The organism is Caulobacter sp. GW821-FHT10C03, from assembly GCF_059415485.1.
In genome coordinates this window covers 127,428-148,766 of record NZ_JBWKNI010000007.1, presented here as the reverse complement: position 1 = coordinate 148,766, position 21,339 = coordinate 127,428, and the positions used below count along the sequence as shown (strand labels likewise).

Below are 21,339 nucleotides of genomic sequence, written 5' to 3'. Positions count from 1 at the left end.
GCGGACGCCTTCAGCGGGGGGAACGCAGGTTTTCCAGGAACCCTCATCCTGGCTTGCCCAGCCCTAGAAATGACCGACCAGGCCGAACTCGAAACGCCGCCCGCGCGGGTCGCCATAGGGGCTGTAGGGCAGGGAGCGGTCTGACGGGCTCGACTGCGCGATCAGGGGCGGATCGTGATCGAGGACGTTCTGTACGCCGAAGCGCAGCTGTACTTCCCGCAGGCCGCCGGCCGTGGTTTCGAGCGCCACGCGACGGGTCGCGTAGAGATCGACATAGGCCTGCGGCGGAACCCGGCTCGCGCCCTGCTGCAACACCTTCCTCGCAACCGTGTCAGCGCTGTCGGTGCTGTCGAACACGCGATAGCCGTCGTAGAAGGCGATGTTCACCCCGAGCGTCGTGGCCCCTTTCGCCCAGTCCAGGCCGCCGTTCGCGCGCCAGACCAGCGGACCGTCGGCGTAGCCCGCCGCTTCGACCGCCTCGCTCCGCGGATCGGCCCGCCGTCTCAGATGCGGCTGCCAGGTCGCCGCCGCGCGCAGCTTGAAGTCCCCCAGGCGCGCGGTCGGGATCAGGTAGTCGCCCTGCAGGTCGATCGCTTCGACCAGCGTCCTGCCGATGTTCAGGGCCGTGGTGTCCACGGCGGTGACGACCCCGGCGGTAAAGCCCTTGGCGCGATCGGCGTCGCTGAGCGGCGCGCGCGTCACGCGTCCCGGAAACAGCGCCTCGTTGTCGAGGAAGTAGTCCACGTCATGGGCGCTGGCGCTGACGATCTCCCGCCGCTTGTCGATCCGGGTGTAGTCGATGGAGACCCGCAGCCGCTCCAGCCAGGTCGGCGTCAGCACCACCCCCGCCGACAGGCTGCGCGCGCGCTCCGGCAGCAGGTTCGTCGATCCGCCCTCGACGATGTCATAGCCGCCCGCGAGGCCCAGGGCCTCACCGCCACGCTGGGGGTCCTTCGGGGCGAACGAGGCCGGCAGGTAGAGATAGCGCGACGAGTTCGCGAACGTGTCGGGGTCCGAGGTGTAGGCGCCGGTCGTCGACCACAGCTGGTCGGTCCGAGGCGGCAGGAAGCCCGACGCCGCGCTGGCTCGGATCATCACGCCGGTGACGGGAAGGAACTTGAAACCCGCGGTGTAGACCGTGGTGGTCTGGGCGGCCTCCTTCGTCGTGGCGTAGCGTGGGTCCTCGGAGGCGAGGTTGGCGGCCAGGCGTTCCCGGTTGCGCTCGCGGCTGAGGGCCAGCTGGAACTCCAGTCCCTTCAATCCGGTCGGGCCGTCGCGTCGGTCCGTCAGCGGCGCGCGGAGCTCTGCGTAGTAGTGGCGCGCCGATTGGGTCAGGCTCGTCATCGGCGTCTCGGTGGCGAGGCCGGTCAGCGGGTCCCATCGACGATAGATGGAGCTTGGGACATGGTCGCGCCGGTCCTCCGCCGTCAGCGACAGGGTCAATGGACCGCCGCCCAGGTCGAGGATCGGTCCCGCCAGCCGGATCGACCGGTCCTGGAAGCGGTCGACCTGCGAAAACGCATAGCCGGCGTCGACGGTATGACTGGCCAGCGCGCCGAGCAGCGCCTCCAGCCCGCCCAGGGGACTGAGCGCCGCGCCGCCATCAAGGCCTCGGCCCTGCATGACCGCGGTGGAGACGATCGGCCCCGGCGGTCTGGCGGTCAGGGCGACGTCGATCCGCGCGCTGCCGGCGCTGTAGTCGGCGCTGAGCTTCCAGCCGCGCGACAGCTCCGCGATCACCCCGACCGTTCCTCTCGTCGTCCGGCTGCGGTTGCGGACGACCGGGTCGAAGCCGGGCGCCGGAAAGGTGACGTAGATGTCCTGCTGGAACGGATTGGTCGGCGCGCCCGCGACGATGCGGACGGCTTGTGACGTGTTCCATGGGATCACCGCCTCGCCGTCGTTCTGCAGGACCAGCAGGTCGGCATAGGCCTCGATCGCCTCGCTGAACCGGCGGCGGACGCTGCCGATCAGGGACGAGGTCTCGCGCTTGCTCAGGAGCGTCTGGCGCTCGCCGCTGACGTCCGGCGACAGGCTGAGGTCCAGCCGTCCGGCGTTGGCCAGCAGCAGGGCGGCGCCGTCGGTCGTCGCGCCGCCGTAGGACGCTGGCGCGAAGGTCGTCGCCGCGCCCAGGCTGGCGCCGCCATAGGCGGGATCGAGCACCAGGGCGGCGCCGGAGGCGCTGAAGATGTTGATCGACCGGCTGACCGGGTAGTCGGCGAGGGCCGAGGCCGGATCGTTCGCGAAACGTCTCGTGCGGGCCCTGGCGCTGTAGGCGCGGTCTCCGGCGCTCAGGGCGTCGGCGCGCAGCAGGCCGAACGCGACCATCACTTCCGTGCGGCCGTCGTCAGGGGAAAAGCCGACGCGCCCGTCGAGCCGGCGGGTCGCGGCGTCGCCGCCGTCGGTGATCCCGTAGGCGCCGGAGAGGTCGGCGCCCTGATAGTCGCGTTTGAGCACGACGTTGATCGCGCCGGCGGTCGCTCCCGACCCATAGACGCCGCCGGCCGTGGAATTCAGGACCTCGATCCGCTCGACCGCCGCGAGCGGCAGGCCGTTGAGGTCCGATTGCAGGATGGAGGCGGATGCGCCCGAGGGCAGGGCGGGCATCCGCCGGCCGTCCACCAGGACGAGCGTCTGGTTGGAGCCCAGACCCCGCAGGTCGACCTCGGAGCGGTTGCTGGCGTTGGTGTCGGCCGGGGTCTGCAGCGCCGACGCGATCTGGGCGTTGGCGGTCGTCGTCACGCGCAGGAAGTCGTTGATGTCGGTCGAGCCGGTCTGCTCGATGCCGCGACTGGTCCAGACCTTGTAGGGCTGGATGTCGTTCTCTGTGCGCTGGATGTCGCTGTTCTGGGTGCGCGCGGTCACGAGCAGTTCGGGCAAGGCGACCGGAACCTCTGGCGCTGGCGGCGGCAGCCTCGGCGCGACCTCGATGATGTAGACGCCATCGGCGGAGCGGCGGTGGCCAAGGCCCGATCCGGCCAGCAGCAGCGGCAGTGCCTGGTCGAGCGTGTAGCGGCCCTTGAGGCGGGGCGCGTCCCGCCCGCCGATCGTCGGCGCGGCCAGCAGCAATTCGCGTCCCGATCGCCGGGCGATGTCGGTCAGGGCCGTGGCCAGCGACTGGCCCGTCGTGTCGATCTGCAGGGCGCGCGCGCTCTGCGCCTGCGCCTGCGCCGGCGACACCGTGCTCGCCGCCGCGGCAATGCCCAAGGCCAACAGCGCTGCGTATGCACCGTTCCTGCGCATTAGGGATCCCCTCACGCGCCGCCCACTAGCAGGTAGAGTAACGACGATCAATCAACCGCGCCGCAAGAAAGCTGCGACCATGGGATCCGGCGTCCTAGGTGCGGCGCAGCCGGTCAGCCCATCCAGCGGCTGACCGGAACGGCGGCTTCTTCCAGCGGTTGGGAGATCACGTCGATCAGGGTCGGGCCGTCATGGGCCAGGGCTTGGCGGACCACGTCGTCCAGCTGAGCCGGATCGCTCACCGACCAGGCCTTCAGCCCGAAGGCCTCGGCGATGCGGGCATGGTCGGAGCGGCCGAAATCGACCGAGAAGTAGCGCTCGCCATAGCCGCTCTTCTGGCTGGCCTTGATCCAGCCGTACGAGGAGTTGGAGAACACGATCAGGGTGATCGGCAGTCGCTTGCGGACGATGGTCTCCAGCTCGCCCACGGCAAAGCCGAAGCTGCCGTCGCCCATCACCGCCACCACCTTGGAATTGGGCGCGCCATAGGCCGCGCCGATCGAGGCGGGGAGGGAGAAGCCCAGCGCCCCATGCGCCCGGTTGGTGATGAACCGCCGGCCGGTGACGTTGAAGTCGAAATAGCCCGAGAAGTAGGGGCAGGGCGTGCCTGGGTCGGCGACGATGATCCCGTCGCGGGGCAGGGCGGCTTGCAGCGCCGCCAGCGCGCGCTCGGGGCGGATCGGGCGATCCGTGGACCGGGCCAGGTCTTCGAACCGGGCGCGCTTGGCCAGACGCATGGCCTTCAGGCGTTCGGCCGAGCCCGTGTCACGCGCCTCGCCGTCCAGCCGGCGGGCGATGACCGCGCCTAAGGCGGCCAGGCACAGCCGGGCGTCGCCGACCAGACCGGCCTCGACGCGATAGTTGGCCCCGACCACCATCGGATCGACGTCGATATGGACGATCGGCACGTCGCGCCCCGGGACCTCGCCATGCTCGGTGGTGGTCGAGCCGGCGCGGCAGCCGACGAAGATCACGGTGTCGGCGTTCGCCACGATCTCGCGGGTCTGGTCCACCCCGCCATTGGCCCCCACCACGCCGACAGCGAGCGGATGGTCGTCGGCGATCGCGCCATGGCCGCTGACGGTCGAGGCGACCGGCGCGTCGAGCAAGGTCGCCAGGGCCGCCAGCTCGGCGCTGGCGCCCGAGATGATCACGCCGCCGCCGACCACGAACACCGGCCGCTTCGCCGCAAGGATCACCTCGGCCGCCGCCGCCACCAGATCGGGCGACGGCCCGGTCCGGAAAGCGGGAAAGGACCCATGCTCGGCCTGGGCCCAGAGGTCGAAGTCCGCCGTCTGCTTCTGCAGGTCGTAGGGCAGGCCGATATGGGTCGCGCCGGGGCGGCCGGTGGTCGCCGCGCGGAAGGCGGTGCGGAAGACGTGCGGGATCTGGCCGACGTGATCGACCACGGTGTTCCACTTGGTCAGCGGCCGAAACAGGGCCTTCTGGTCCAGCTCGGTCAGCGGGTAGCGGCCGCGCGCGGTCACCGGCACGTCCGAGGTGATGGAAAGCAGAGCGATCGAAGACTCGTTGGCCTCGACCACCCCGGGCAGGATGTAGGTCGCCCCGCCGCCGCTGGGGCCTTCGCAGACCCCGACCTTGCCGGTCACGCGAGCATAGGCGTCGGCCATGTAGGCGGCGCTGCGCTCGTCGCGGGTAAGCACGTGCTCCATGCCATGATCCAGGCGCGCCAGCGCGTCGTAGAACGGCAGGCTGGTGTCGCCGCACAGGCCGAAGATGTGCTTCACGCCGTGATGCTGCAGCATCCGCACGGCGGCTTCCGCGCCCGTGGTCATGGTCCTGGCTCCTACCGTAGCCGTCCTTGGTACGGGGGCGCGCCATACGCCGGCCATTCAAGACGGGCCGGCGGCTATCGGTTCTGTGCGAAAGAACGCGCCCCAAGGACGCGCCTGGCGTGACTGTCCCGTCCGGGCGGCGCTAAAGGTGCGCGCCGCCGCCGTCCGATCGCGGCCAGGAGTATTCGATGGCCCAGCCGCGCCACCCCTTCGCGTTCGCCAGCTTCCGCTATTTCTGGACGGCGCGGATGTGTTCGGTCCTGGCCCAGAACATCCTGGTCATCGTCGTCGGATGGCAGGTCTACGACCTGGCGCGCGCCACCATGGACACCAAGGACGCCGCGCTTCAGCTCGGCTTCGTCGGCCTGGCCCAGTTCGCGCCGCTGTTCGCCCTGACCCTGGTGACCGGCTGGGCGGCCGACCGCTACGATCGCCGGCTGATCGTCTGCCTCACCACCTCGCTGCAACTGCTGTGCGCCGTCGCCCTGGGCTGGCTGACCTGGTCGGGGGGAGCGACGATTCCGGCCCTGTTGGGCGTGGCGGTGTTTCTCGGCGTGGCGCGGGCCTTCTCGATGCCGGCGTTGAACGCTCTGGGCCCCAACATCGTACCGCCCGAGGTGCTGCCCCTGGCCATAGCCACCAACGCCATCGCCGGCCGTGTCGGCTCGATCCTCGGCCCGGCCGCCGGCGGTTATCTCTACGCCTGGTCGCCGCCGGTTCCCTACGTTGTCAGCGCCTTGCTGTTCGCCCTGTCGCTACTGTGCATGCTGCTGGTGCGCCCGGCCGCCCGTACGATCGGCCCGCCGCGCAAGCCCTGGAAGCTGATGATCGAGGGCCTGTCCTACGTCCGGGCCAACAAGCTGGTGCTGGGGGCGATCTCGCTCGACCTCTTCGCCGTGCTGCTGGGCGGGGCCACGGCCATGCTGCCGATCTTCGCGCGCGACATCCTGCATGTCGGGCCGGAGGGACTGGGCCACCTGCGCGCCGCCCCGGCCGCCGGCGCCATGGCCACGGCGCTGCTGTTCTCCTGGCGGCCGCTGAAGCACGATGTGGGCGTGAAGATGCTGGTCTCGGTCGCCGTCTTCGGCGTCGCCACCGTGGTCTTCGGCCTGTCGCGCTGGCTGCCGCTGTCTCTGGCCTGCCTGGCCGTGCTGGGCGCGGCCGACATGTTGTCGGTCTATGTCCGCCAGTCGCTGATCCAGCTGTCGACGCCGGACGCGATGCGGGGACGCGTGGCGGCGGTCTCGTCGCTGTTCATCTCGGCTTCCAACGAACTGGGCGAGGCGGAGTCCGGCTTCCTCGCCGCCGCCATCGGACCGGTGCCGGCGGTGGTGTTCGGCGGCGTTGGCGCGATCATCGTCACCGGCCTCTGGGCCTGGTGGTTCCCGGCCCTGCGCCGGGCGCGGACCTTCGAATCCGCCCAGGTCGAGTAGGCTCCGCGCCGAAATGGATAGGGCCGGACGCAATTGTGATCGACACGCCGGGCCTTCCTCCGGCTTAGCCTAGAAGAACAAGAAGACGGAGCCGACGCCGTCCGACGAACACCAAGCCGCCGCGTGACAGGCGGCGCGTACCAGGAGGAATACATGGACCGCCGACACTTCCTCGCCGCTGTCCCGGCCGCGTTGATGGCGGGCAAGGCGATGGCCGCGGCGCCCGCATCGTCTCCGGCGAGGGGCAAAGGCGTGATGCTGATGAACCGCATCGGCCCGTCGTCGTCCGAGCTCTACATCGCCAATGCCGACGGCTCCAACGAGCGCAAGCTGCTGTCGAACTCGGTGTTCGACTATCACGCCAGCTTCAGCGCCGACGGCAAGTCGGTGGTCTTCACCTCCGAGCGCAACGGCGACGGCCAGTCGGACCTGTTCCGCGCCAATCTCGACGGCTCCAACATCCAGCCGCTGGTCGTCGGCTCGGCGGTCGATGACTCCGGCGAGCTGTCGCCGGACGGCTCGCGCCTGGCCTTCGTCTCGACCCGCCAGGGCTATGTCGCTAACGTCTGGATCCTGGACCTGAAGACCAAGCGCCTGACCAACCTGACCGGCGCGCCAGAGGTGCAGGGCGATCCCAGCCTGCCCAACGGCTTCTTCCGCCCGTCCTGGTCGCCCGACGGCAAATGGATCGCCTTCTCGTCCGACCGCAACACCGACTGGCGCGGCCACCACGAGGGCAAGGGCTGGGAGCACACCCAGGAGCTGTCGATCTACGTCATCGGCGTGGACGGCAAGGGCTTCCGCCGTATCGCCTCCAAGCCCGGCTACTGCCTGGGCTCGCCCAAGTGGTCGCCGGACGGCAAGCGCTTGGCCTTCTACGAACTGACCACGGAAGACACCTGGTTCACCCGCCGGCCCGACACCGTCGGCGGCGTCACCTCGCAGATCGTCTCGGTCGACGTGACCACCGGCGCGCGCACCGAACTGACCTCGGGCCCAGGCTTCAAGCTCTTCCCGCAGTTCCTGAGCGCCGACGTCGTCGCCTACCAGCTGAAGGGCGGGTCGGAGGAGGGGCTCTACACCACCGATGGCAAGCCCCCGGTGAAGCGCGTGGTGCGTTCGCCCGTCTGGTCGCCCGACGGCAAGAGCGTCATCTACGAGAAGGTCGGCTTCAAGGCCCGTGGGCAGTTCAAGCCGCTCTACAGCTGGGACTCGAAGTTCGACTACCTGCACACCGACGTCTTCCCGGTCGTCTCCAAGGACGGCGTCCTGGCGATCACCGAGAAGCAGCAGGGCAATTCCTCGCTGGTGACCATGAACCGCGACGGCTCCAACCGCCGCGTGGTGTTCGACGTCGAGGGCAAGGGGCTGGACCCGGTGCTGCTCAAGAAGGGCCTGGCCGGCGCCTTCATGCCGGGCTGGTCGCCCGACGGCCAGTGGCTGACTTTCGGCATGGGCGTCTGGTTCCAGGAACGCGCCAAGGGCAAGGCCACGCTGATGCGCGTGCGCGCCGACGGGACCGACTACGAGCCGCTGACCGACGGCACGATCCATTCGGGCTTCCCCAGCTACTCGGCCGACGGCAAGGAGATCGTCTTCCGGGTCTGGGGCGAGAGCGAGAAGGGCCTGCGGGTCATCAATCTCGACACCCGCCAGATCCGGGTGCTGACTACCGGCTATGACAACCTTCCGTTCTGGTCGCCGGACGGCAAGCGCATCGTCTTCACCCGAAAAGTGGACGCGGTGAACTTCGACGTCTTCACGATCCGGCCGGACGGCTCGGATTTGCAGCGCCTGACCACCAACCGGGGCAACGACGGCCACGCCGTCTGGAGCGCCGACGGCCGCATCCTGTTCAGCACCGGCATGTACGGCTTCCGCGAGGAGGCCGCGCTCTATGACAACACCTTCCAGCCCTACGGCCAGATCATGGTCATGAACGCCGACGGCACGGGCAAGCGCCTGCTGACCGACAGCCTGTGGGAGGACTCCATGCCCATGTACCTGCCGGCCGGGTAAGGGAAACGGCGTTCGGTAAAGCTATCGGGCGCTGCGGGTTTTCGATCCCTCTCTTCCGCCTTCCGCCTGATCTACTTCAACTCGGAGATCAGCGGGGGCGGGAGAGACCTCAGAGGATCGTCAGCAGGACATCGAGAGCGCGTCTCGGCGCAGGGCTCCGTCGCTTGTCGCGGCGGGCGTGCGAGGCTTCGCGTCTTGATCTCTGGCGATCCTCCGGGGGCTCGGACCCCGCGAAATTCAGGTCGGCGACCGGTCGTGTGCGGGGCCGTCGATCCAAGAACCAATCAACGACCCCAGTCCAAAGAGGCGGGGCGATGACATATGAGGGAGGTTACGAATGAGGGGTCAAACCATGCCCGGACGTCGCCCGCTGAAGGCCGCGCTGCTCGCCGGGGCCGGCATCGCGATCGGCTGGAGCGCCGTCGCCAACGCCCAGGCCGCCGGCCAGGCGCCGGTCGAGCCCGCCGCGCTTGAAGAGGTGGTCGTCACCGCCCAGAAGCGCAGCGAAAATGTCCAGAACATCCCCGTGGCCGTCACGGCCATCAGCGCCGACAGCCTGGAAAAGCAGGCCGCGCCGAACCTGCAGGCGCTGCAAGGCTCGGCTCCCAACGTCGAGATCAATTCCAGCAACGCCGCCACCGGCGTCGCCATCCGTGGCATCTTCAGCACCAATGACGGCCCGCAGGGCGACCCGGCCGTCGCCTATCACATCGACGGCGTCTATCTGGGCCGGCCGCAATCGACCGGCGGGCTGATCTACGACATCCAGCAGGTCGAGGTGCTGCGCGGTCCGCAAGGCACGCTCTACGGCCGCAACGCCACCGCCGGCGCCATCAACGTGATCTCGGCCCGTCCGCGCTTCGACTTCGAGGCCGCCCTGGGCGCCGAATACGGCTCTTACAACCAAGTCGGCGTCAGCGGCATGGCCAACCTGCCGCTCAGCGACAAGGTCGCCGCCCGGGTCGCCATGCGCACCCTGAAGCGCGACGGCTACGCCGCCGACGGCAAGAGCGAGGACCAGGATTCCCGCGCCTTCCGCGGCCAACTGCTGGTCAAGCCGACCGACGACCTGTCGATCCTGCTGGGCGCCGACTACGACCTGCGCACGGGCGTGGGGCCGGCCGCCTACAAGCTGAACGTGGCCGGCGTGGATCCGCGCTCGACCAACACCACCAACCCCGGCGCCCACATCGACAACCGCAACTGGGGCGTCCACGGCGAGATCACCTGGGACTTCGGCCCGGCGACCCTGACGGTGCTGCCGGCCTATCACGAGATGAAGCTGGACAACCTCTACGCCAGCGACCGCCGCATCCAGCTGAACCAGGAAGCCAAGCAGCAGTCGGTGGAAGTGCGCCTGGCCTCGCCCGGCGACCAGACCGTTTCGTGGATCCTCGGCGCCTACTACTGGGGCGAGGCCCAGAGCTCCTACCAAGTGTTGCTGGCGCCGCCGACCCAGGTCACCTTCGGCTATCCGGACATCGACGCCTTCTCGCGCGCCCTGTTCGGCCAGGCCACCTGGCATGTCACCGACAAGCTGCGCCTGACCGGCGGCCTGCGCTACACCAACGACCAGAAGAAGCAGACCGGCAGCACTCAGGTGCGCAACGCCGCGGGCGTACTGCTGTCCAACATCACCAACTCCGCCAGCGCCGAGTGGAAGGCCACCAACTGGAAGGCCTCGGCCGAGTACCAGCTGGCCGAGCGCTCGCTGATCTATGTCACCGCCGCGACCGGCTACAAGGCCGGCGGCAACTACGACGGCCTGCCGCCCAACTCCTACGAGCCCGAGAAGGTGCTGTCGTTCGAGGCGGGGTCGAAGAACCGTCTGTTCAGCAACGCGCTGCAGCTGAACCTGACGGCCTTCCACTACGGCTACAAGAACTACCAGGCCAGCCAGCTGGGCTGCCTGAACCTGCCGTCCAACCTGGCGGCCTGCACCGCCTCGGGTCGGATCACCTACAACGCCGACAAGGCGACGGTGTACGGCCTGGAGCTGGAATCGCAGTGGGCCATCAGTTCCGCCGACCGTCTCGGCGTGGTCGCGGCCCTGACCCATTCGGAGTTCAACGACTTCGTGCTGCCGGTCACGCCCTATTCGTCGGGCGGGAACTTCTCGGGCAATCCGCTGCCCAAGTCGCCGAAGTCGACGGTGACGGTGGACTACTCGCACCGTTTCGACCTGCCCAACGGCGGCAGCCTGACGGCGGCGGCCCGGGCCCGGTTCGTCAGCAAGCAGTACCTGCTGTTCGACATCCGCAGCCCGATCATCCGCCAGGACGCCTACACCACGGGCGACCTGAACCTGAGCTACGACTCGCCGGAAGGCGTGTGGTCGGTCACGGCCTACGCCAACAACGTCACCGACGAACTGGTGAAGTCCTACGCCTTCGCCACCTCGACCGCCGGCGTCTACTACGGCTCCTACCTGCCGCCCCGCACCTACGGCCTGCGGGTGGGCGCGAAGTTCTAGCGCAAGGCCTGGCCGGAGGCGCCTGGGCGCTTCCGGCCGCTTTTTCGAGAATGCAGAAAGGGCGAAGCCGGCAAGGCTTCGCCCTTTTCTCATTCCGCTTCCACCAACCGCCGAGCATCCCCGCGAAGGCGGGGATCCAAGCCGAGTCCATGAGCGGCAGGGCGTCTGCAGATCATCCTGAGAGCCTGCTTGGACCCCCGCCTTCGCGGGGGACTATCGGTAAAAAGCTAAGCCAGCACCTCGTCCGGAAGCAGCTCGGTGTCGATCTGCGCCTGGGCCTCGGCCGGATAGCGCGGGCCCCGCACGGCGTCGCCGGAAAACAGCGCGTCGATGCGCGCAATCACCTCGACCGAAAGCTCGACTTCAGCCGCGCCGAGGTTCTCCTCCAGGTGCGCCAGGCTCGTCGTTCCCGGGATCGGGATCACATGCTCGCCGCGCGCCAGGGTCCAGGCCAGCGACAGCTGCGCCGGCGTCAGGCCAAGCTCGCCGGCCAGGGCGTCGAAAGCCCGCACGGCGACCAGGTTGTGGGCCAGGTTCGGCTCGACGAAGCGCGGCATCCAGGCGCGGATGTCGCCCTTGGCGTAGGCGGCGCTGGTGACGCCGCCGGCCAGCAGGCCCCGCGCCACCGGAGAGAAGGCCACGAAAGCGACGCCCAGCCGCTCGCAGGCCTCCAGCACAGCCACCTCGGGATTGCGCACCATCGGCGAATATTCGCTCTGCATGGCGGCGACCGGATGGATGGCGTGGGCCCGCTCCAGCGTGGCGGCCGACATCTCCGACAGGCCGATCGCCCGGATCTTCCCGGCTTCGACCGCGCGCGACAGGGCGCCGATCGAGTCTTCGATCGGCACGTTCCGGTCCAGGCGGTGCAGGTAGAAGAGGTCGATATGGTCGACGCCCAGCCGCTGCAGCGAGCGGTCCAGGCTGGCGGTGATCGCCTCGGGCGAGCCGTCCAGCACCCGTCTGGCGCCGTCCATGTCGAGCACGCACTTGCTGGCCAGCACATACTCGTCGCGGCGATGGCCGACCGCGCGGCCGACCAGCTTCTCGTTGTTCCCGCCGCCGTAGAGGGCGGCGGTGTCCAGCAGGGTGACGCCCAGGTCCAGCGCCCGGTTCAGCAGCCGCTCGCCATCCTCGGCCGGCGGCGGCGCGCCGTAGGCGTGGCTGAGGTTCATGCAGCCCAGGCCGATCGGGGCGACCTCGAACGGGCCGAGCTTGCGGGGTGGGGAAGCTTTCACAGGATGTCCGTCGATGGGCGCGATCTAGCGGGCGGCCAGGAACGCGATGCTGATGGGCTTGCCGACCGCCAGGGACTGGTCGGTGGCGGCGAGGCAGCCGGTCGCCGGATCCCGCGCCAGGACGGTCACCGTATTCGAGCCCTGGTTGGCCGCCAACAGCCAGCGGCCGGTCTGGTCGATTCCGAAGCTCCACGGCGTTTGACCGCCCGAGACTATGCGTTGAATCTCGGTCAGGGCGCCGGTGCGCTGATCGACAGCGAAGGCGACGATGACGTTCTCCACCCGCACCGAGGCGTAGATGAAGCGGCCGTCGCGGCTGATCGCGATCTCGGCGCCGCTGGCCTTGGGCGTCTCGGACAGCGGCGGCGTCGCATGCGTCGGCGTCAGGCGGCCCTTGTGGGCGTCCCAGGCGTAGGTGCGAAGTTGCGGGACCAGTTCGGTGATCAGAAAGACGAAACGGCCGCCCGGATGGAAGGCCAGGTGACGCGGTCCCGAGCCCGGCGGCAGGGCGAGGCTGCCGGCGCTCGCCGGTCCCAGCCGCCGCGCGCGGCGATCGTAGGGATAGACGAACACCCGGTCGGCCCCGAGGTCGGCGACCAGCGCGAAGCGGCCCGACGGATCGACGACCGAGCCATGGGCGTGCGGACCCTTCTGGCGCGGCGAGGGGCCGGAGCCCTGGTCGGCCTGCACCGACGCTGGCGGCTCCAGCCCGCCATCGGCGCGGACGGGCAGGGCGGCGACATGGCCCGAGGCGTAGTTGGCGACCAGCAGGCCCTTGGCCGCCGCATCGAGCGCCAGGTGGGTCGGCCCGCCGCCGCCCGAGTCCACGGTCGAGATCGGGCTCAGCCGACCCGTGGCCGGATCGGCGCGCAGGGCGTGGGCCTTGCCCTGCACCTGGCCGTCGGCGGCGCCGGTCTCGCTGACGGCGTAGAGCACCGGACGCGAGGGATGGGCCAGCACCCAGGTCGGGCGGGCGATCTCGGCCACGACGCCGAGCGGCGTCAGCCGGCCGGTCTTCGCGTCCAGCCGCGCGGCGACCACGCCCTGGCCGGCCTCGTTGGCCTGGGTCCCGACATAGACCAGCGTCTCGGTCGGCGGCGCGGCGCGCGCGGCCCCGGCCGTCAGCAGCGACAGGGCGCCGGCGCCGACTGCTCGGCGGGTCGGCGTGCGATGTGGGGAACCGGTCATGCTTTTCCTTCGTCCGGCTTTAACGGGGCGGGTCGCGCCGGGCTTTGCGAACCGGCGCGCTTTTCGGGATCAGGGGTCGACCCGCAGTTCGACGCCGGCTTCCACCAGCGCCTCTTGCAGGCGGGCCGTCTGGTCGCCCGCGCCATGGACGGCGGCCTTGCCGTCCTTCAGGTGCAGGAAGGGAACCTCCCCGGTAGACGGATCCAAGACGTTGTTCAGCAGCCCGACGCCGATCATCGCCGCGTTGTAGAGCTGGCCAAGCCAAGCGCCGCCCTGACTTTGCAACGCGGCGGGGCTGGACCACACGAACGGTTGGGCGGCGTTCGTCGCCGGTTCCGGCGTCAGCACCGCATATCCGGACGACGCCAGTCGTTCGGCGATCTCCTGCGCTCGGGGCGCGCCGTCCGGCTCGTCCACGTGGAGGAACACCCCGGGCCAAGGGCCTTCGCCGGCGGGCGTGTGGAGGAAGGCTGGGTGCGGGCCGTCGGCCGTTTCGAGTTCCACGGTCTGGATGGGCATGTTCGAAGTGTCCCGGATTACCTGTGCGGGCGTCGATGCTAGCCGCCTTCAGTCAAGCTGGCGACGAAAGGGGCGGAAGGACCGTCAGCCGGCGTGCCGCACCAGGGTCGGTGTCGTGGTGTCGGCGGTGTGACGGCGCAGCAGGTCGATGAACTCCTGGTGCAGGGCCGTCGGCAGCCAGCCGGCGCGCATGGTCACGCCGATGGCCGGCGCCGGTCCGGCGGGGCCGAAGGGCAGGGCGGTCAGGTCGCTTTCGTGCATCACCTCGTACGAGGTCATCAGCGCCAGGCGGTCGCTGCGTAGCAAGAGGTGGCGGACGATCGGCAGGGCGCTGGTGGCGATCGAGGTCTTGGGCCCCGGGCCGCCCTCGAACATCCGCTCGAAACAGGCCCGGCGGCTGGAGCCGGGCGTGCCGACCACCCAGTCGTATTGCAGCAGGTCCTCGAGCCTGATCTCGCCCTGCCGCGCCAGCTTGTGGCCGCGGCGGGCGACGACGGTGTAGGGCGTGCGGGCCAGGGCCTCGTTGACCAGATCGTCGGCCGTGGTCTCCTGCACCAGGCCGATGACGAAATCGACCTCGCCGTCTCTCAAGCGCTTCAGCATCTCCGAAGCGCTTTCGTTGACGATCTTGACATCGACCTTGGGGTTGGCCTGCACGAAGGCGTCGAGCACCGAGGCCAGCAGCATGCTGCCGCCGAACGGCATGGCCCCGATGGCGATCTGGCTGGCGACGCTGCCGCGCGCGGCCTCGATCTCCTGGATGCCCCACTCGATCTCCTGGGTGGCCAGCTTGATGCGGCGGCCGAACTCGACCCCGGCCGGCGTCACCATCACGCCGGCGGCGGTGCGGTAGTAGATCGACTTCTTGAGGTTGCCCTCCAGGTCGCGCGCCGCCCGTTGCAGCGAGGCCTGCGACAACTCCAGAGACTGCGCCGCCTGGGCGAACGAGCCGCTCTCGACGATGGCGATCAGGCTGCGGGCCTGGGAGCGGGAGATGCGCTTGGCGATCACCGGCGCGGTGTCTTCTGGCACGCCCAGGATCGTCAGCGCCTGCTCGAACTGCTCGAACAGGCGGGTGGTGCGGCGGTGGAAAATCTCGCCCAGCTCGTTGAGGTAGCTGCCGCTGGCGCGGCGCTCCAGCAGGACGGCGCCGATCTGCTGCTCCAGCTTGGCCAGGGCCTGGGTCACGGCGGGCTGGGAGAGATTGCACTCCTCCGACGCCCTGCGGACGCTGCAAAGCCGCCCCACGCTTTCGAACAGCTTCAGCTGGCGAAAGCTCAGCGACGCGGCCCTGTGTTCAGGATCCATGTCGATCATTTTTCTTCCTCCGATCGCCAACGGGTAACAGGAATCAATCGGGGTGCAAGTCGGGCGGGAAGGGGCCGAATACGGTCGGTTCGGGTGCCGATCCGGCCATAACGACGCCTTTGAAGGCCTCCATCTCAAGAGCGAAAACAGCGAAAAACATCGGGAATTCCACAATCATTCCGGGCTCTTGGCCAGGGTGTTTTGTTGCGGTCGAAACGCGTGCGTTTGCGCTGAAGTGGATCTCCGGGGTGATAAGAAACCCGTCTCCAGGCGCACGATCTATGACGCCGCGAGGCGCAAAACTTATCACCCGTCGCGCCGAACCTATCGCGGGCCTCGCACGCCGCCGATAGGAAATGGAGCGCGCCCTCAAGGTTTCGCGGTGCGTCGGTTGCGATCGTTCGAGCGTCAACGCCTCTGTCGGTGCGAACGGGGACGACGCCTTGGTCCGATGACCGCCGGCCATTCCCCGGATACAGACAGATCCAAGGAGAGGAACTTTGGCCGGGAAGAAGGTGCCCCTTAAGATCGCCGTGGCGGAACATCCGCACACGTCGGCCATCCGCGACGGCTCGATCCCCATCGAGGGCGTCGAGGCCGAGATCATTACCGTCAAGCCGCAGATCGGGGCGTTCCGGCGGATGGTGCGCGACGTCGAGTTCGACGTCTGCGAGATCGCGCCCACGACCTACATCATCGCGCGGGCCTATGGCGCGCCGTTCAAGGCGCTGCCGATCTTCGTGGTCCGCCGCTTCCACCACTCGGGGATGCTGATCCGCCCCGACGCCGGCATCGTCACGGCCAAGGACCTGGAAGGCAAGAAGGTCGGGGTGCGCGCCTACTCCGTCACCACCGGCGTCTGGCTGCGCCAGGCCCTGATGGACGACTGCGGCCTGGATCCCTCGAAGGTCACCTGGGTGGTCGACGACGAGGAGCACGTTCGCGAGCTGAAACTCCCGGGCAACGTCATCCACGCCACCCGCCCGCTGGCCGACATGATGGCCGATGGCGAGCTGTCGGCGGGCGTCGAGGGCGCGGCCGGCATCGGTCGCACCGGCGCCCCGACCGGCGGCTGGCAGGAGGTCGAGGCCGACTATCCGGACCTGCTGCCCAACGCCGCCGAGCTCGAGGCCGACTACTTCCGCCGCACCGGCGTCTATCCGATGCACGGCACCATCGTGGTCAAGGACTCGGTGCTGGAAGAGCATCCGTGGGTGGCCCAGTCGCTGTACAAGGCCTTCAAGCAGGCCAAGGACGAGTGGCTGGAACGCGTGCGCGCCGATGGTCCGCAGAACGCCACCGAGAAGAAGTACGTCAAGCTGACCGAGATCGTCGGTCCCGACCCGCTGCCCTACGGCGTCGAGGCCAATCGTCCGACCATCGAGGCGCTCGAGCGCACGGCCTTCGCCCAGGGACTCACTCCCAAGCGGATGAGCATCGACGACCTGTTCGTCGATCCGGACAAGCAGTGAGCGTTGGGGAAGACACGACCATGATCATCGATTGCCACGGCCACTTCACCACCGTTCCGAAGTCGTTCCGCGACTGGCGCCAGCGCCAGGTCGACGCCGCCGACAGCCCTTCCACCGCGCCGCCCGTCTCCGAGGCTCACGTCAGCGACGACGAGATCCGCGAAGGCGTCGGCAACGGCCAGCTGAAGCTCCAGCAGGAGCGGGGATCCGACGTCACCCTGTTCTCGCCGATCGCCGGCCTGATGAGCCACCACCTGGGCAACGAGCGCACCAGCCTGCAATGGGCCGAGGTCTCCAACAACCTGGTCAAGCGGGTGACCGAGATCTATCCGGACAACTTCGTGCCGGTCTGCCAGCTGCCGCAGTCGCCCGGCGCGCCGCCGGCCAACTCGATCCCCGAGCTGCGCCGCTGCGTTGAGGAACTGGGCTTCGTCGGCGCCAACGTGAACCCCGACCCGACCGGCGGCTACTGGACCGGCAAGCCGCTGACCGACCGCGAGTGGTATCCGCTGTTCGAGGCCCTGTGCGATCTGGACGTGCCGGCCATGGTGCACGTGGCCGCCTCGTGCAATCCGAACTTCCACGGCACCGGCGCCCACTACCTGAACGCCGACACCTCGGTGTTCATGCAGATCCTGCAGAGCGACCTCTTCAAGGATTTCCCGACCCTGCGCCTCGTCATCCCGCACGGCGGCGGCGCGGTGCCCTACCACTGGGGCCGCTATCGCGGCATGTCGCTGGAGATGGCCAACCGGCCGCTGGAAGGTCTGCTGGACAACATCTTCTTCGACAGCTGCGTCTATCACCACCCGGGGGTGGACCTGCTCACCAAGGTCATCCCGTCGAAGAACGTGCTGTTCGGTTCGGAGATGATCGGCGCCGTCCGCGGCAAGGATCCGGACACCGGCCACTACTTCGACGACACCAAGCGCTATGTCGACGCCTGCGTGGGCCTGACCGACGAGGACCGCTTCAACATCTATGAAGGTAACGCCCGACGGGTCTATCCGCGCCTCGACGCCCACCTGAAGGCGCAGGGGAAATAGGCTAGCATATCAAGGTGCTAGGAGGGCGTGGCGCGGGTGATCCGCGCCGCGCCCTTTGTCGTTCCGGCGGGCTTTCGGAGCGGCCCGAAACTTATACCTCGCCGCATAGCTTCGACTGCTCCCAGCCTGCGATCTCGCGTTCCATGGCCCTCGAAACAACGGCGGCGAACAACCCGCCGGAGGCCAGTCTAGGGAGCGCTTATGTCCTCGGTGATCGACATCCATCCGCACGTGATTTCGGATGACGAGGGCCGCTATCCGCCGGCGCCGCTGTTCGGCAAGCGCTCGGACTGGTCGCAGGAGCGGCCCTGCGTCGTCGAGACCCTGATCGCGGCCATGGACGAGGCGGGCGTGGCCAAGGCGGCCGTCGTGCACTCCTCCACCACCTACGGCTTCGACAACAGCTACGTCGTCGACGCCTGCAATCGGTACGCGGACCGCCTGATCGCCGTCGGCTCGGTCGACGTGCGAGCGCCCGACGCGGTCGAGACCATCAAGGCCTGGACCGGCAAGGGCCTGGCCGGCCTGCGCATCTTCACTGGCGGCAGCACCAAGGACTTCGACCCCACCGAGCTCGAGGACGAAAGCGCCTATCCGGCCTGGGAGCTGCTGGGGGAACTGGGCCTGACCATGTGCATCCAGACCGGTCCCGTCGGCCTGCCGCAGGTGCGGGCCCTGGCCGAACGCTTTCCGAACGTGCCGATCATCCTCGACCACCTGGGCCGGCCGGAGGTCGCCGACGGCCCTCCCTACGCCGCCGCCCGGAGCCTGTTCGACCTGGCAGATCTGCCGTCGATCTACATGAAGCTCACCCCGCGGATCATGGGCGACAGCACCAAGGGCTCGGCCACGCCGGAGACCTGGTTCCCCAAGCTGGTCGAAGTGTTCGGCGCCCAGCGCCTGGCCTGGGGCTCCAATTTCCCCACCTCGCCGGGGACGCTGTCGGAGATCCTCGACACCGCCCGCCAGCGCCTGGCCCAGCTTTCGCCAGCCGACCAGGAATGGGTCTTCGGCAAAACCGCCCAGACGCTGTATCCGAAGCTGGGCGAATAAGATGACAAACGCTCGGGAGGAAAACATGGCCAGCATCGATCCGGCCGCGACGGCCGCCCCCGCCGGGGTCACGGCGGTCGAGAACGCCGCCTGGAAGCGGTGGGCGATCCTCGCGCTGCTGGCCGCCGGAGCGCTGATCGCCTTCGTCGACCGCACCAGCATCTCGTCGGCCTTGGCGGTGCCTTCGTTCAAGGCGCACTTCCACCTCTCCAACCTCGACCGTGGCTGGATCAACTCGGCGTTCTTCTGGTCGTACGCGGCCCTGCAGATCCCGATGGGCTGGGTGGTCGACCGCTACGGCGTCAAGGTGCCCTACACGATCTGCTTCGTGCTCTGGTGCCTGGCCTCGGCCCTGACCGGCCTGACGACCACCCTGGCGGCCCTGATCGTCATGCGCCTGATCGTCGGCGCGGCCGAGGCGGTGGTGGTGCCGGCCAGCTACCGCTGGATCCGCAACAACTTCCATGAGGGGCAGAGCGGCACGGCCGTCGGCCTCTACATGCTGGGCAACAAGTTCGGCCCGGCCATCGGCGCGCCGGTCGCCGCCTGGCTGATCGTCGCCTACGACTGGCGCGCCATGTTCGTGATCACCGGCGCGGTCGGCCTGTTGTGGCTCGTGCCGTGGCTGTTCGGGGTCAAGAACGACCTGCCGGCCAAGAGCGACATGGTCGCCGTGCGGGCCAAGGCCTCGGCCGTGCCGCTGAAGAACATCCTGGCCAGTCCGCTCGTCTGGGGCACGCTGGTGGTCAACTTCTGCTACAACTACTTCACCTTCTACTGCATGACCTGGATGCCGGCCTATCTGGTCGAGCATCGCGGCCTGACGCTGGAGAAGATGGGCCTCTATTCCTTCTTCAGTTTCGCGGGCATCGCCATCGTCGCGCTGGTCGCCGGCTGGACGGCCGACAAGCTGATCGCCAGGGGCGGCGACGCCGTGGTGGTGCGCAAGAGCTTCGTGGTCGCCGGCTTCTTGGTCGCCTCGACGGTGATCCTGGGCGCCAAGACCGAGAACACGGCCCTGGCCCTGTTCTGGAACGTGTTCTCGCTGTCGGGTCTGGGCCTGGCCACCGCCAACAATCTGGCCCTCTGCCGCCTGACCCTGATCCCCAAGCCCGCCGTCGGCGTGGTCACGGGCATCCAGCAGGTGGCCGTCAGCCTGGCCGGCATGGTCGCGCCGATCCTGTCGGGCTGGCTGCTCGACGTCAGCGGCGGCTACGCCGTGCCGATGTACGTGATCTTCGCCTTCCTGCTGCTGGGCGCCCTGACGACCCTGTTCGTCCTGCGCCGCGACTGGGCCCCGAAGGTGCCCGAGGGCGTGATGGTCTGATCTGAATATCCCGGCGTGAAGCGATCACGCCGGGCCTGAAACGAATTGGCGGGTCCGGGGCGGCAGCCCTAGGCCTCGCCGATCAAGGAGACGCGTATGGCCAAGATCGTATTTGGCATGGCTGTGCCGCACAGCGGCATGCTGGGGCAGGCGCCCGAGGACTGGCTGACCAACGGCGAGCGGGACCGCAAGAACCCCGAGCTGTGGTTCCGCAACCGCACCTGGACCTATCCTGAACTGGAGGCTCATCGCGGGGCGGTCTTCGAGCCCTTCCTGACCATCGAGGAGCGCACCGAGCGCGCCGGCCGCTGCCGCGCCGCGCTCGACAAGATGGCGCAGGCCTATGGCCGCGCGAAGATCGACGTGGCCATCGTGCTGGGCAAGGACCAGAAGGAGATCTGGCCCGACCAGTCGCCGTCGATCACGATCTACACCGGCGAAGACGTCCACAACGGCCCGCCCCAGCGTCCCGTCTACGCGCCCGACCATCACGTCGTGCACAAGGCCTATCCGGAGCTGGCGACCTATCTGATCAAGGCCTTCCAGAAGGAGGGCTTCGATCTTAACGATCTGCAGGCCTGGCCCGACAACGTCTGGATGGAGCAGCGCCAGGGCATGAAGCCGGACTATCCGGTCGTGCCGCACGCCTACAGCTTCGTCTATCACCAGATCATGGGCGACCAGCCGCCGCCGCACGTGCCGGTGCTGTTCAACCTGTTCTATCCGCCGACCCAGCCGTCGATGAGCCGCTGCATCGAGTTTGGCCGCGTGCTGCGCGAGGCGATCGAGGCTTGGCCAGCCGACGTGCGCGTGGCGATCATCGCTTCGGGCGGGCTGTCGCACTTCGTCAACGACGAGGAATTCGATCGCGACGTCATGGGCAAGCTGGCGGCCTACGACTACGACGGCCTGGCCGCGATCCCCGACGGCTACTACCAGTCGGGCACCTCCGAGGTGAAGATCTACAGCATCGTCATGATGGCCCTGCAGCAGACCGGCGCGCAGATGACCCTGGTCGACTACGTGCCCTGCTGGCGCACCGCCGCCGGCACGGGCGAGGGCATGGGCTTCATGTACTGGAACCCCGAGGAGACCGCCGTCTCCGCCTGATCTCTCCCGATCCTCTTCTCGAAGCGCATGAGGACGACTCGCGCGCGGGGGCTTGACCGGCTCCCGCGCGCTTTTTCTATCGGCGGGGAAGGTTCATCGATCAGGGCGAGACGG

At 68.7% G+C, this 21,339-nt stretch carries 14 protein-coding genes; 8 read left to right on the top strand and 6 right to left on the bottom strand.

All coding sequences use genetic code 11. From position 1 onward, the window contains the following. Window positions 1–63: 63 nt before the first annotated feature. Both AC07NG_RS11690 and AC07NG_RS11685 read right to left on the bottom strand, forming a co-directional pair. The gene (locus AC07NG_RS11690; protein ID WP_494594214.1) at window positions 64–3,213 is read right to left on the bottom strand and encodes a TonB-dependent receptor domain-containing protein; all 3,150 of its coding nucleotides are present in this window, start codon (window positions 3,211–3,213) and stop codon (window positions 64–66) included. A 143-nt stretch (window positions 3,214–3,356) separates the two neighbouring features. Further along, entirely contained in the window at window positions 3,357–5,039 is a 1,683-nt protein-coding gene (locus AC07NG_RS11685; protein WP_494594213.1) for a thiamine pyrophosphate-binding protein, read from the bottom strand. Between the two features lie 188 nt (window positions 5,040–5,227). Here AC07NG_RS11685 and AC07NG_RS11680 point away from each other — a divergent pair, with 188 nt between their 5' ends. From AC07NG_RS11680 to AC07NG_RS11670, 3 genes are all read left to right on the top strand, one after another. Further along, a complete protein-coding gene (locus tag AC07NG_RS11680; protein WP_494594212.1) occupies window positions 5,228–6,472 on the top strand; it encodes an MFS transporter in 1,245 nt (414 codons plus the stop codon). 153 nt (window positions 6,473–6,625) lie between these two features. Then, window positions 6,626–8,491: a hypothetical protein gene (locus AC07NG_RS11675; RefSeq protein WP_494594211.1), complete on the top strand. Its 1,866-nt coding sequence runs from the start codon at window positions 6,626–6,628 to the stop codon at window positions 8,489–8,491. 352 nt (window positions 8,492–8,843) lie between these two features. Further along, window positions 8,844–10,964 (top strand): TonB-dependent receptor, encoded by a 2,121-nt coding sequence (locus AC07NG_RS11670; protein WP_494594210.1) that lies wholly within the window; start codon window positions 8,844–8,846, stop codon window positions 10,962–10,964. A gap of 227 nt (window positions 10,965–11,191) precedes the next feature. Here the strand turns inward: AC07NG_RS11670 and AC07NG_RS11665 are convergent, their stop codons facing one another. From AC07NG_RS11665 to AC07NG_RS11650, 4 genes are all read right to left on the bottom strand, one after another. After that, window positions 11,192–12,202, bottom strand: coding sequence for an aldo/keto reductase (locus tag AC07NG_RS11665; RefSeq protein ID WP_494594209.1), 1,011 nt, complete (start codon window positions 12,200–12,202; stop codon window positions 11,192–11,194). Window positions 12,203–12,226: 24 nt separating this feature from the next. Next, the gene (locus AC07NG_RS11660) at window positions 12,227–13,390 is read right to left on the bottom strand and encodes a lactonase family protein (RefSeq protein WP_494594208.1); all 1,164 of its coding nucleotides are present in this window, start codon (window positions 13,388–13,390) and stop codon (window positions 12,227–12,229) included. A gap of 69 nt (window positions 13,391–13,459) precedes the next feature. Next, window positions 13,460–13,909 carry a hypothetical protein gene (locus AC07NG_RS11655; RefSeq protein ID WP_494594207.1) on the bottom strand — a complete coding sequence of 150 codons (450 nt, stop codon included), beginning with the start codon at window positions 13,907–13,909 and terminating at the stop codon, window positions 13,460–13,462. An 84-nt stretch (window positions 13,910–13,993) separates the two neighbouring features. Further along, window positions 13,994–15,217, bottom strand: a complete 1,224-nt coding sequence (locus AC07NG_RS11650) for a LysR family transcriptional regulator (protein WP_494594206.1) — start codon at window positions 15,215–15,217, stop codon at window positions 13,994–13,996. A 500-nt stretch (window positions 15,218–15,717) separates the two neighbouring features. On the opposite strand from AC07NG_RS11650, the gene AC07NG_RS11645 reads away from it, so the two are divergent. The 5 genes from AC07NG_RS11645 (at window position 15,718) to AC07NG_RS11625 (ending at window position 21,225) form a co-directional block, all read left to right on the top strand. Next, a complete protein-coding gene (locus AC07NG_RS11645) occupies window positions 15,718–16,689 on the top strand; it encodes an ABC transporter substrate-binding protein (RefSeq protein WP_494594205.1) in 972 nt (323 codons plus the stop codon). A 20-nt stretch (window positions 16,690–16,709) separates the two neighbouring features. Beyond that, the gene (locus AC07NG_RS11640; protein WP_110118528.1) at window positions 16,710–17,735 is read left to right on the top strand and encodes an amidohydrolase family protein; all 1,026 of its coding nucleotides are present in this window, start codon (window positions 16,710–16,712) and stop codon (window positions 17,733–17,735) included. A gap of 201 nt (window positions 17,736–17,936) precedes the next feature. Next, window positions 17,937–18,788 (top strand): amidohydrolase family protein, encoded by an 852-nt coding sequence (locus AC07NG_RS11635; protein WP_494594204.1) that lies wholly within the window; start codon window positions 17,937–17,939, stop codon window positions 18,786–18,788. A 25-nt stretch (window positions 18,789–18,813) separates the two neighbouring features. Next, window positions 18,814–20,115, top strand: coding sequence for an MFS transporter (locus AC07NG_RS11630; RefSeq protein ID WP_494594202.1), 1,302 nt, complete (start codon window positions 18,814–18,816; stop codon window positions 20,113–20,115). Between the two features lie 96 nt (window positions 20,116–20,211). After that, window positions 20,212–21,225, top strand: coding sequence for a DODA-type extradiol aromatic ring-opening family dioxygenase (locus AC07NG_RS11625; protein ID WP_494594200.1), 1,014 nt, complete (start codon window positions 20,212–20,214; stop codon window positions 21,223–21,225). Window positions 21,226–21,339 lie beyond the last annotated feature (114 nt).

Excerpts from the sequence above, each read along its gene's own strand:
- AC07NG_RS11685 (WP_494594213.1), bottom strand. The coding sequence starts at position 5,039 with ATGACCACGGGCGCGGAAGCCGCCGTGCGGATGCTGCAGCATCACGGC.
- AC07NG_RS11680 (WP_494594212.1), top strand. The coding sequence starts at position 5,228 with ATGGCCCAGCCGCGCCACCCCTTCGCGTTCGCCAGCTTCCGCTATTTC.
- AC07NG_RS11675 (WP_494594211.1), top strand. The coding sequence starts at position 6,626 with ATGGACCGCCGACACTTCCTCGCCGCTGTCCCGGCCGCGTTGATGGCG.
- AC07NG_RS11670 (WP_494594210.1), top strand. The coding sequence starts at position 8,844 with ATGCCCGGACGTCGCCCGCTGAAGGCCGCGCTGCTCGCCGGGGCCGGC.
- AC07NG_RS11660 (WP_494594208.1), bottom strand. The coding sequence starts at position 13,390 with ATGACCGGTTCCCCACATCGCACGCCGACCCGCCGAGCAGTCGGCGCC.
- AC07NG_RS11655 (WP_494594207.1), bottom strand. The coding sequence starts at position 13,909 with ATGCCCATCCAGACCGTGGAACTCGAAACGGCCGACGGCCCGCACCCA.
- AC07NG_RS11650 (WP_494594206.1), bottom strand. The coding sequence starts at position 15,217 with ATGGATCCTGAACACAGGGCCGCGTCGCTGAGCTTTCGCCAGCTGAAG.
- AC07NG_RS11640 (WP_110118528.1), top strand. The coding sequence starts at position 16,710 with ATGATCATCGATTGCCACGGCCACTTCACCACCGTTCCGAAGTCGTTC.
- AC07NG_RS11635 (WP_494594204.1), top strand. The coding sequence starts at position 17,937 with ATGTCCTCGGTGATCGACATCCATCCGCACGTGATTTCGGATGACGAG.
- AC07NG_RS11630 (WP_494594202.1), top strand. The coding sequence starts at position 18,814 with ATGGCCAGCATCGATCCGGCCGCGACGGCCGCCCCCGCCGGGGTCACG.
- AC07NG_RS11625 (WP_494594200.1), top strand. The coding sequence starts at position 20,212 with ATGGCCAAGATCGTATTTGGCATGGCTGTGCCGCACAGCGGCATGCTG.